This is a genomic window from Leptodesmis sp., from assembly GCF_052746595.1.
Genome location: NZ_JBRAGO010000017.1, coordinates 1 through 11,887, shown reverse-complemented (window position 1 = coordinate 11,887; position 11,887 = coordinate 1). Strand labels below are relative to the sequence as shown.

Sequence of the window (11,887 nt, the reverse complement as noted above, 5' to 3'; positions counted from 1 at the left end):
GGATAACTCATTCCCTTTGCTATCATCTCCAAGGTCAGCGAAGTTGAGTGACTGCAAAGGGTTGGTAGATTTGCCAACTTTACAGTCAATGCGATCGCAAGGGCGTAATTCTGGAGGCAGCTTTTGCTTCAATGGTACAATCTGCCCTTTAGCGACCTTGGCAGCGCTATCGTCTTCAAAATAAAGGCTTAGGGTTTTATTCTCAAATCCAGCAAAAACAGCCTTTTCGAACGCTTTACCCACCTTAGAGTTTTGCTTGAGTTCTTTTTGGATAAACTCGTACCAGACGTCTGCGGGTGTTTTGGATGGGCTGCGATTATCCTTCGGTTTCATAGGTCTTCTGCCTCTCCTAGAATCGTGGGTGCCCAAAATGACCATTCTCGTGCCAATTCGATGGCCAGACGATTTAACCCTGTGTAGACTGTTAAATTCATGCGGATCAGAGTTTTAGGATCGCTGTGATCAAAGGCAACATTACTCAGATCTTTCAAGACCTTTAAGAATTCCTGATAGACCTGACCCTTATACTGGGTGTCTTCTGATTTTGCCTGGGTGTACTTAATGCCATCTCCTGCCAGTCGATACAAACCCCATGTGGAAATATATGAAGGAAGTCCTTGTATAACCGATGTGGCTTTTTTATGGTTTCCTGACTCCACGCATTTCTTAACCTTTTCCAAGCCTTTATAAGCAAATTTGCTGAAGTCTCGTGTGTCTAGGTTAAGCATTATCTACTGCCTCCTGCTCAGTGTTTGTTTTGCTCCTGTTTGAATTCAAATCAACGGTTGTGTTGGCTGTCCAGCCGCGCCCCAAACCTTCTAGCCCGCCGAACTGCAAGCGATTGTTGAGGACTGTAACGAGCGATTCACGGACTTTTGAGGTCTTCTCCTTATCTTTAGCTGGCTTCAATCCCCACGGAAAAAACAAGACAGTTTCAGATGGAATTGCCTCTTCAGATCGGAATGAACCACCCGCGACAGTCTTTTCATCTTCCTTGAGTGCAACTCGAACCTCACGCTGGAGTCCAATCTCAACTAGTGCTGCACAATCATCATCTGAGAGAACCACCAGCCTGTTTTTCAAATCAAGAACGCCATTACCATCAGGGATTTTTTGGAAACAATCCCAATAATCTTCATTTGTTGGAATTGTCTGAATATCATTGGCACTCAGCAAAGCTCCCTGCAAGTAGATTGGATTGTCAGAAATAGAAGAAATGGCTTTTTTACCCCCAGTCGTTGCTTTTTTATCGAGCAGCGATCGCCATTCATCAAGCTGCTTCTGTAAATCCTTATTCTGTAACCATCGATTCCAACGGTTCAGCCATAGAGGGCAAGTAATCCAAACAAACTGGTGACTGTAGGATGCAATTGGGAATAACAGCAGAGTGGCATCTGCAAACCAAACTTCGCCTTCTGTTGGTTGCTGTCCATCCTTAATTCGCTCTCCAAAGAAAGCACCCGCTTCATCAGGATGCATCGCTTCTAAAGTAGAGCGAATTTTGCCACGTAGAGATGAGGACGGTAGATAGGGCAACTCTGTATGGGCTTCACGGGCAATGCCCATCAAGTTACCAGCTTGAGAGCTAGCTCCAGTATGGAGAGGCGTTAATAGGTAGCTATAGGTCAAGTAGTTCATCTTTTTATCCTAGTAGAGAATCCACAATAACTCTGAGTAGCCAAGCTGCCGCATTCGCCTTGCCCTGAGGCGGGCTTTGCTTATTACTCCTGCCGTAGGCTCTTCTTCTGCGTATAGCGGCTGTGGTTGCTTCAGGTAATAGACGCTACCGGGAGGAGCAGCAAAAACTTGGGGTGCAGGAATACTTTGACTTGAGCCATTTTTATCCTGAATCCGACAACTGATGGGAACAGGTTTGTCTGTTGCTACACCGACCAAATTATCTGACTTCCATTCCCAGGGATAAGCACGACAGTAGGCAATATCACGATAGCCATTCTCTTCAGTTTGTTTGCGCCGAATCCGTTCAAAAATGCCAGGTGTAATCAGGTAGGCCATGCATTTTTGAGACTGCTTGCGATTCTCGTCAGACATGGCCGAGAGTTTGCTCCACTGATCGCTTAGAGCATTACACGATTCCAGAACAGCCCGATGTCCTTCCCCGCCTAGGCGTAGAGTGACAGGAGTTGTGATGTTTTGATCGATGGCGATCGCCAAACTCCAACCATCCTTTAAGCGGATTGCATTTTCAACAAAATAACCATCCGCATCTTTGACCTGACGTGTTCCAACTTCCAGCGCATTATGCGATCGCGTCTCTACACTCCAGGGCTTTTTCGTGCCCTCTTTCCACTGTTTAGGGTCAATTTTACCAGTCTGCACGTAGTTGTAAATTACGTTCCAAGGCAGGTAATCGCCTAAGTGCTTTTCCTCATCCTCTGATTCATCACTGGGGCTTAACTGTGCCCAGGACGGTTTGACTAGCGGACACGGCTTGCTTGTGTCGTACACCATCTGCCCTTTCAACGGATGCGAATTATCCCAACTCAGAGGCACTAATGGCGTAATCCCAGCATAATTCAATGGACGTGGAAAATAGAGGGCCTGGTCATGACAAAGAAATGGCCCCTTCATCTTGAAAGACAGCTTCTCGTCCATCGTTTTGCTCAGAAGTCCCCGCAATGCACCCGCGATCGCATGTGCATTGGGTGGGAATGTACTGCTTGCCCAAGCACGTTCCCCTGGGGTAAAGGGTTTGGCATCCCGGAACATCAGGACGTCTAGGGGAGTGATCGTGTACCAGTAAAATTCAGCAGTGTTTGGAGTCATAGCGCCTTATTTCTATCTAGGAGGTTTTCCTGTACCCAAATCGGAAACCGACGAATATTGCTGGCTTCATCAACTTGGCTGAGGAGCGCATAAAATCATCAGTTCTAAGGCTCCCTCGCTATAAGTCACCCGTACTGGACGATCGCCCAGCAAGTTCAAAATCGTCCCATGTCACTCCCAGGAAATATCGGTGAGGGTAATCTGTTGGAGGGGGCTAATAGGTCTGGCATGTTAGTCCTCCTGATGGGGGGATTTGATTGTAATATTTCGTTTCCGCAGTACAAAGGCAGCCAGTTTCAGCCAGGCTTGAATTTGGCGATCGCGCTCCCCTGCCATCTTCCGTTCGTCAGCATCATGCTGTGCTGTGAGCCATAAATCCCTTAAGAGATTGTCTAAATGCTGACGGAACTGCTCCCGTAGTTCGGGGTCATTGCTCAGCGCATCTCGCCGAGTGCAAAAAGCTTGCGTCCAAGTGGGAATTGCCTCTGGCATCGGCACCGGATGCTGGCTCCAGACCTCTGCGGCTTGTTCAAATAGGGCTGGGTCAATTTCAGGATGGTGCTGCTGAAAATCGATGAGCTTGCGCCACTGGTTAAACACCTCAAACTTGCTAGTAGCCCTCAAAATATTGCCATTGCCATACAGCACCCGCACCTGCACCGCATCTTTCTTTTTCTTCCGCTTCTTAGGATTGGTTTCCTGCAGATCAACATAAACATGATCTTTGGCTTCTTCTTCGGCAGCCCAAAGGTTTTCCAGGGCGATCGCCAATGGCACTGAATGATGGGCAATCACAATTCCAAAACTGATGGAGGCTTTACTCCCCATCGTAAACAGCGGACGAGGGGAAACATTTTCGGGCGGCTCACCCTTTTCTTCCTGCTTCCACCGCCAATAATCCCCTGTATCATCAAACTCATTATGGGGATCTTGGCTACCCTTGAAGCACTGGCGCACATCCCAGAGCCAGCTATCCCACTCCCACAGATTGGTGTAGGCTAACACATCATCGCCACCACCGTAGATCAGCCGTCCAGCATAACGCTGTTCGGTCAGGTAGGGTACCAGTTGATTGGAGAAGTCCAGTAACGCACGAGACAGGGCTGCATGAGTCGCAGGCCCCATGCGTTTTTTCTGAGTTAAAAACTTGACAAAAGTCTCTGCTACCCCGCCTGCTTCTTGGCGAGATTGCGCCACCTTTTGTTTTAAGCCGTCCGGGATATAGTCGTCATAAGACATGAGCAAACTACCCTTGAGCCACTCACTCATGCTGTCGCCATCCCCCGCTGCCAGCACATACCAATCGGTGGGGTTATTCCCGGCTGAAAACTTAGTTGAAATATGCTCCTTTAGGCGTTGTAGCTCGCTATTGCGTGCCTTGATCTGGTCTTCGCGGGATAGATTGCCTGATAGTTCATAGTCATCAATCAACCAGCCCGCATTCAGCAAGCGAGGATTGGGCCAATCCTCATGGTGTTTTCTCACCCAGGGAATACCCCAGGGCAAGTTAGCGGGGGCATCATCACCTTGGGTTGTCCAGGGAAAAGAACAACTTAGGTCATGACAGGCATCCAGGAAATAATCAATTCTCTCCTGTGCCTCCTGATCTCCCTGCTTTGCCTTTTCCTCTTGTTGGCGCAACCACCCTGCCACGCCAGAGGTTAAGTCCGGGGAATGGGAGGCTTCTCGCCATTGTTCAGGGAAATGGGGCAGTAATACTTTGAGAATGCGGTGTAAGCCCCGCTTCACGACCTCTGTAGCATTCAATTCTTCAATGCCGTCAAAGAGTCCGGCATGGTTGTCCCAGAGATTGGCGGTATGGCCTTCCGTCAGCCAATCTCGCTGGTCGGCGTGGTTATCAGGGTGAACCACGGGGCCAATGCCAGAGATGGTCGATCGCGGCCCAAAGGCAGTAGGTAGTTGCCAAGTGCGGGTATTTTTCACTGAACTGAGGGCAAAGCGGGTTTGGTCAAACACATAGGGCCACCAGGAGCCAATATTCACCCCTGGCTTCTTAGGGGTAAATGTGGCTCGCAAAAAGTCTAGTTCTTCTTTCTGAAACAGTCGTTTTTCTTCTGTTAGGTTGTAGGCAGTATTTTGCGCGTCTACCCAGGGATCACAATCGGACTCCCGATTTCGCAAAATCCCTGTATCTTTGAGTTCATTGTCTTCTTTGCCGATCGCTACTGCCGCCCAGTAGGTTTGCCAGTGGGCATCTAGCCAACCATTCCAGGCAGAATCCGTTTCCTGTAAGCCGGGCATCCAATGCCGTTCAGATTGCAGTAGGTTCAGCACTTCCCGACCCAAGCGTCGCCATTCGGCCTTCAGGGATTGGTTGGCGGTTTGCATCGCCCCTGCCACCTTAGCCTTCGGCAGAATCATCACTAACACGTTGGGAAAACCAGCGGTCAGGAGTTGCTGGCCCGTTGGGCGATCAATGAGATCTTCAAACTCAGGCCACTCTTCCCTGAGCCAATAGTCAATGAGGGGTTGCTGAAACAAACTGGGATACAGGAAACTGTCGGGGCCATAAATTTGGGCTAAGTCCCAACACACCTTGGCTGAGAGGTAGTGCAAAATCCACGAACCCGCCCAAAAATCCCGCATTTTGCGGCTAGCCTTGATCAGTTCTTGTACGGGGGTAAAGCTAAAGGTTGCCAGATAGGCACGGGATAATGGCTTATCTTTTGACCACCGTTCCGTAATATCTTCTTCTGTTAAGTCATAGCCTGCTAAGGCACCACAGAGGGCCGCCGTCATGCTGGTATGGCTCCAGATCGACCCGTCAGGAATACGGGTTTCAGCAGGCATTAGGAGTAGAGATGGATCGTCAAAGGCTTGGCAAGCCGCTTTGGGTAAACACCGCCATAGCCACCAGAAGACCTTTTTAGGGTCTGTTTCCTGCTTTAGCCAATTAGGAAATAGCTGTTGCTCTTTAGCCCTAATGTGTTCGGTACGCTTGGCAGCCTGAATTAACGCTTGATGCTCAGACTCTGGTAACTTCCAGGCTGGAATCTTGGCTCCAGAGAGTAGATGACGAATTTCTAGCCCGTTTTCTCCGTAGTCTATGGAACTGTTGATGCTACCAATGGCAGAGCGATCGCTGGCAGAAGTAATCAAATCTGAGTCTGCAATCCATTTGAAGATGGTTTTGCCACTTTTCTTAGGGGAAATCTTATCCTGATCAGTTGAGTTTTCCTCCTGATCCTTTTTCAAGGCGTTTAGCCAAGAAGCCATTACCTCTAATTCCTGCCAATCCCCTTCTCCACCCCGTCCTGCATTACCATATAACGCTTTAAGGGCAGGGTCATGCAGTAATCCCCAGATTTTGGCTTGCCAGAAGTTCTCAGGCACAATCACTTCTCCCTTACAATGCCAGATGGAATTGTTTCCGTTCAACTATAACCAGACTGCCCAGTTTTCACGAAGCAGTTACCAATATTTCATCAAGATTTTTTCTACTTTTTATAGATACCACCACAGGCTGTTTCTGGGGCATTCTATAGGTATCTGATTAAATATCGTCTTTTTGTTGACATTCGATGCCAAAACCGCCTAGCCCTCACCCCTACGCTGAACTATCTGCATTTGAACGGCTTCTGGTACTTTTGGCCACCCTGATTCGCTATCCAGGGGTGGGAGGGTTTGCTTACGATGAGGCTGCGGAACAAACCCATGATGCCCTGCTGGAGATGCAACACTACCTGCAAAAGGTAGCAAATGAGTTGGGCCTAGCGTTGCCCCAATACTCGACCCATACCCTGCGTAAAGATCTGGTGACATTGCGCCGCTATGGAGTACTCAACCAGCGGATGTATCGCTGGGGCTATTATCTGGGAACAGGAGTGATGAACCTTGAAGAATTACGGGTTATTTTTCAGGCTGCTCAGTCACAGGCGCAGACGCAGGGAGATCCTCAAACCCGGCAGGTCTGCCGCCGGTTGGAGAAGCGGCTACGGGGACTAGACCTGGAATTGCAAGGACGGTTGTTTTATCCGGTGCGATCGCACCTCAATCGCACAATTGTTTACTCTGATCCAGAGGAAATGATGGCTAAGGGACAGTACCGACACACGCTGTTTCACTGCATTGGGGAAGTTGAGACGGCAATTGTGCAAGGGCAACCGATACAACTGCACCGACTGGCCGACCCCTTTGGTACGGCGGGTGTCGGGAGAATTCAAGTCTACCCACTCCAACTGCTCTACTCAGAATCCGCCTGGTATCTGCTGTTTGAGCATTTATCCAATCAACACCTCGAAATTGAACGGGTCGATCGCTTTGGTGAGAAGATTCAAAGACTTGAGGACAACCGACGAGAAATTACCCTACAGCATCAACGATTACAGGTAGCACAAAAGCTGTTGCAGCGAGGCTGGGGGCTATATTTAGGAACACCGCAACAGCAGCAGCTAGAACTGACTGGCCAGGGAAAATTGGTTGAGGTCAAGGTGCGCTTTTTTGAGCCAGTGGATGCCTTTATTTTGGAGGGCGATCGCCGTCACCCCAACCAAAAGCTCCACAAAGGCCAACACAAGGGCACACGCTTTGTTGATTTTAGGGTGCGTTTACCAGAGCGATCGCTCAATGAATTCAGCCGCTGGGTGCATCGCTTTGCGCATGCGGCAAAAGTGCTTGCTCCGGCCGAACTGGTTGCCAAACATCGCGAGGATGCCAGGAAGTTAGAACAGCTTTATCGTTGAAATTGTCCTTATTGCCCATTTAACAAGCGCCCGATCTCCTCTTCCCAACTATCAACTTTCCCAACACTTCATCTTTCCTGAAAGTCCCAATGGTATGATCCCATCTAACGCTAGGGGTGCCCTGTCGATTTTGGATTGACTTTTGGATTTTGGATTGAGACTGGTTTCGGTTCTGGACTTAGACAAGATTTAATTCAAAATGCAAAAGTCAAAATGCAAAATTTCTCAGGGCTGAGATCACACCCTTAGAACCTGAGACCGGGTCATACCGGCGGAGGGAAGCTGTTTATCAGAGGAACTACCATATGCGTACAGAGTGGATTGCCAAGCGTCGTGGGCAGGCGAATGTGTCTCAGATGCACTATGCCCGTCAAGGCATGATCACAGAAGAGATGCACTACGTTGCTCAACGGGAAAATTTGCCTGCTGAGTTAATTCGCGAGGAAGTGGCACGGGGACGGATGATTATTCCGGCGAATATCAATCACCCCAATCTGGAGCCGATGTGTATTGGGATTGCCTCCAAGTGCAAGGTAAATGCCAATATTGGCGCATCTCCCAATTCTTCTAACCTGCAGGAAGAGGTGGATAAGCTGCGACTGGCCGTGAAGTATGGGGCCGATACGGTGATGGACTTATCGACCGGAGGCGGCAACCTGGATGAGATTCGCACGGCAATTATTCAAGCTTCGCCTGTACCGATCGGCACCGTTCCCGTATATCAGGCCCTGGAAAGTGTGCATGGCAATATCGAAAAGCTGACCCCAGATGACTTCTTGCATGTGATTGAAAAACATGCCCAGCAAGGGGTCGATTACATGACTATCCATGCCGGGATTTTGATGGAACATTTGCCGCTGGTGAGAAATCGGATTACGGGCATTGTCTCTCGTGGTGGCGGCATTCTGGCTCGCTGGATGCTGGCTCATCACAAACAAAATCCCCTTTACACCCACTTCCGAGACATTATCGAAATTTTCAAGAAGTACGATGTCTCCTTCAGTCTGGGGGATTCTCTGCGTCCGGGTTGCACCCACGATGCCTCGGATGAAGCTCAGTTAGCGGAACTGAAGACCTTGGGACAACTGACTCGTAAAGCCTGGGAACATGATGTGCAGGTGATGGTCGAAGGCCCAGGTCACGTCCCAATGGATCAAATTGAATTCAACGTCCGGAAACAGATGAAAGAGTGTTCGGAAGCACCTTTCTATGTACTGGGGCCACTGGTGACGGATATTGCTCCTGGCTATGACCACATTACCAGTGCGATCGGGGCAGCGATGGCCGGATGGTACGGGACAGCGATGCTTTGCTACGTCACGCCGAAGGAACACCTGGGATTGCCCAATGCAGAAGACGTGCGAAATGGCTTGATTGCTTACAAGATTGCGGCTCATGCGGCAGATATTGCCCGTCATCGTCCGGGTGCCCGCGATCGCGATGATGAACTCTCCAAGGCACGCTACAACTTTGACTGGAATCGGCAGTTCGAGTTGGCGCTGGATCCTGATCGGGCACGGGAATACCATGACGAAACTCTACCCGCCGATATCTATAAAACGGCTGAATTCTGCTCCATGTGTGGGCCAAAGTTCTGTCCCATGCAAACCAAAGTCGATGCGGATGCCTTAACAGAACTGGAGAAGTTCCTGGCCAGGGAGTCGGCAACTCAGGAAAGCGCTCCCATCGTGTAGATATATAGACCAGGGACGTCTCTACGTCCCTGGTCTATTGGATGTGTGCGATCGCAGTGCAGTAAAACCGAAGTTTTGCGAGAATTGTAGCGAGGGTTAGGGCATCAAATCCAGCGATGTGGTGATTGCGATGGAGTAAGGGTTAGCGACAGCGATCGCACACATCCAATACCGTGACCTCATAAGCGAAGCGGCAGTTCTAAACTTGGATAAGGTTCAAACAAAATGAGGACATCATGGCAGTTATCGAACGAGTTCCCAACGTAGTATTCAAAACCCGTGTACGAGACGAATCCATCTCTGGGCCAAATCCCTTCCGTTGGCAAGATCGCACCACTCAAGAGATCTTTGGTGGCAAGCGGGTTGTCCTGTTCGCATTGCCAGGAGCCTTTACCCCTACCTGTTCTTCAACTCACCTGCCCCGCTACGAAGAACTGTATGACGAAATTAAAGCCCAGGGCGTGGATGAAATTATTTGTCTTTCCGTAAATGATGCCTTCGTCATGTTCCAGTGGGGCAAACAGTTAGGTGCTCAGCGAGTGTTCCTTTTGCCCGATGGTAACGGGGAATTCACCCGCAAGATGGGGATGCTAGTAGACAAATCTAATCTGGGCTTTGGCATGCGTTCCTGGCGGTATTCGATGGTTGTGGATGACTGCAAGATTGAAAAAATCTTCATTGAACCCGCTGATGAGTTCGACAACTGTCCCGTTGACCCGTTTGAAGTCTCTGATGCAGACACCATGCTGGCCTATTTGAAGAGTGTGAAGAAGCCCCAAACTGCTGGCGTAGCATAGGAAAAGAAATAGGGGGTTGGAGATTGGAGACTAAACTGGATAATCGAATAGTATCTTACGGCCTAATCTTCAACTCCTAATCCCCAATCCCCTGACTCACCGGGCACTTCATTTAAGATACTTGAGGGACTCATGACCTACGATTTTGACCTGTTTGTAATTGGTGCTGGCTCTGGTGGAATTGCTACGGCTCGACGGGCTGCAGAATATGGGGCCAGAGTGGGAATTGCGGAGAACGATCGCCTGGGAGGAACTTGTGTCAATCGGGGATGTGTGCCCAAGAAATTGATGGTTTATGCCTCTCGTTTCCCTAATTTCTTTGAGGAAGCACGAGGCTACGGTTGGAGCGAGGTCAAGAGTGCGCTGAATTGGGAAGCGATGATTACGGCGGTGAATAAGGAAGTCGATCGCCTGAATAAAATTTATCAGCGAATGCTGGATAACTCTAAGGTAGAGGTGTTTCGCAGCCATGCTCGCTTTATCGATCCCCACACGATTGAGGTGGGAGACAAGACGGTGACTGCAGATAAAGTTCTGATTGCGGTGGGAGGGAAACCATTTTTACCCAACATTCTAGGCATTGAACACGCCATTACCTCCAATGAGATGTTTCACCTGAAAGAGCAACCGAAACGCATCGTAATCATTGGTGGTGGTTATATTGGTTGTGAATTTGCATGCATCATGAATGGACTGGGTACAGAGGTGACTCAGGTAATTCGGGGAGACAAAATCTTACGTGGATTTGATGATGATCTGAGAACAGAGATTCAAGCAGGAATGGTGCATCATGGCATTCGCTTACTCAACAACTCGAGACTGATTGCGATTGAGAAATCCCCGGAAGGAGTCGTTGTTTCAGTTGGAACAGGGGATTCCGCAGAAACGGTGATTTCTGATGTGGTGAGCTTGGCAGCGGTAGGCCGCAAGCCGAATATTCAAAATTTGGGTTTGGAGAATACCGGGGTACAGTTGCATGATGGGGCGATCGTGGTTGATCAGTACAGCCAGACTGCAGAAGCAAATATTTATGCAGTGGGAGATTGCACAGATACGATTCAGTTGACTCCCGTGGCGATTAACGAGGGCCGCGCGTTTGCTGATACGGTATTTGGAGGCAAATCTCGGGTGATGAGTTATGATAATGTGCCTTCAGCAATTTTCACAACTCCAGAAGCCGCTACTGTGGGATTGACTGAAGCAGAAGCCAGAGAACAGTACGGGGAGGCGGTGAAGGTATTTTACACTCGCTTTCGGCCCATGTATTACACCCTGGCGGGCAAGGAAGAGAAAACGATGATGAAGTTGTTGGTGGATGGTAATACTGACAAAGTGATTGGAGCGCACATGGTCGGCGATCATGCATCAGAAATTATTCAGGGGGTTGCGATCGCGCTGAAAGCTGGTGCCACCAAAGCCGATTTCGATTCCACAGTGGGAATCCACCCCACTGCTGCTGAAGAGTTCGTCACATTGCGGTTTCCCAGAAGTTAGAATAGCGAACACACAGACAATATTTCATTGTAGAGCCGTTTTACCGGAACAGCCCTACAAATGATGAATTCACATCTCATCCCTGAGTCTTTTTCAGCGTTTCCCGATTGATGTAGCCCCATTTGTCTGCCACCTGTACTCTGGCTAATCCCTCAGAAAAGGGGCCTGCATTATCAAATTTCGTGGCTACCACAGATTGACCAGCAGGATTAATGTAACCCCATTTGCCATTCATTTGCACTGCCGCCAGTCCTTCTGAAAAATCAGCGACGTAATCAAATTGGGAATGAATGACGACTTTTTCAGTAGTATTGATATAACCCCATTCGCCATTAATCTGCACAGCAACCAATCCTTGAGCAAAATCAGATGCAAAATCAAAGCGGGGAGGAATTACCAGGCTTCCCTGACG

Annotated in this window: 10 protein-coding genes; 4 read left to right on the top strand and 6 right to left on the bottom strand. The window is 49.1% G+C overall.

Going from position 1 to position 11,887, the window contains the following annotated elements:
• From ACUVQO_RS05630 to ACUVQO_RS05610, 5 genes are all read right to left on the bottom strand, one after another.
• Positions 1 to 333 (bottom strand): hypothetical protein (locus ACUVQO_RS05630; protein WP_445924912.1); only part of this gene is annotated, 333 nt, incomplete at its 3' end.
• Entirely contained in the window at positions 330 to 587 is a 258-nt protein-coding gene (locus ACUVQO_RS05625; RefSeq protein ID WP_445924911.1) for a hypothetical protein, read from the bottom strand. The genes ACUVQO_RS05630 and ACUVQO_RS05625, both read right to left, overlap by 4 nt.
• A 133-nt stretch (positions 588 to 720) precedes the next feature.
• Positions 721 to 1,638, bottom strand: coding sequence for a type III-B CRISPR module RAMP protein Cmr4 (gene cmr4 / locus ACUVQO_RS05620; RefSeq protein WP_445924910.1), 918 nt, complete (start codon positions 1,636 to 1,638; stop codon positions 721 to 723).
• Positions 1,639 to 1,647: 9 nt separating this feature from the next.
• Positions 1,648 to 2,787, bottom strand: coding sequence for a type III-B CRISPR module-associated Cmr3 family protein (locus ACUVQO_RS05615; protein WP_445924909.1), 1,140 nt, complete (start codon positions 2,785 to 2,787; stop codon positions 1,648 to 1,650).
• A 231-nt stretch (positions 2,788 to 3,018) separates the two neighbouring features.
• Positions 3,019 to 6,141 (bottom strand): type III-B CRISPR-associated protein Cas10/Cmr2, encoded by a 3,123-nt coding sequence (locus ACUVQO_RS05610; RefSeq protein WP_445924908.1) that lies wholly within the window; start codon positions 6,139 to 6,141, stop codon positions 3,019 to 3,021.
• A 188-nt stretch (positions 6,142 to 6,329) separates the two neighbouring features.
• Here ACUVQO_RS05610 and ACUVQO_RS05605 point away from each other — a divergent pair, with 188 nt between their 5' ends.
• From ACUVQO_RS05605 to gor, 4 genes are all read left to right on the top strand, one after another.
• The gene (locus ACUVQO_RS05605) at positions 6,330 to 7,490 is read left to right on the top strand and encodes a WYL domain-containing protein (RefSeq protein WP_445924907.1); all 1,161 of its coding nucleotides are present in this window, start codon (positions 6,330 to 6,332) and stop codon (positions 7,488 to 7,490) included.
• 305 nt (positions 7,491 to 7,795) lie between these two features.
• The gene (thiC, locus tag ACUVQO_RS05600) at positions 7,796 to 9,184 is read left to right on the top strand and encodes a phosphomethylpyrimidine synthase (RefSeq protein ID WP_445924906.1); all 1,389 of its coding nucleotides are present in this window, start codon (positions 7,796 to 7,798) and stop codon (positions 9,182 to 9,184) included.
• Positions 9,185 to 9,420: 236 nt separating this feature from the next.
• Positions 9,421 to 9,981: a peroxiredoxin gene (locus ACUVQO_RS05595; RefSeq protein ID WP_445924905.1), complete on the top strand. Its 561-nt coding sequence runs from the start codon at positions 9,421 to 9,423 to the stop codon at positions 9,979 to 9,981.
• A gap of 132 nt (positions 9,982 to 10,113) precedes the next feature.
• A complete protein-coding gene (gene gor, locus ACUVQO_RS05590) occupies positions 10,114 to 11,475 on the top strand; it encodes a glutathione-disulfide reductase (RefSeq protein ID WP_445924904.1) in 1,362 nt (453 codons plus the stop codon).
• Between the two features lie 76 nt (positions 11,476 to 11,551).
• On the opposite strand, the gene ACUVQO_RS05585 is transcribed toward gor, so the two are convergent.
• A partial coding sequence (locus ACUVQO_RS05585; protein WP_445924903.1) for a WG repeat-containing protein occupies positions 11,552 to 11,887 on the bottom strand: 336 nt, incomplete at its 5' end.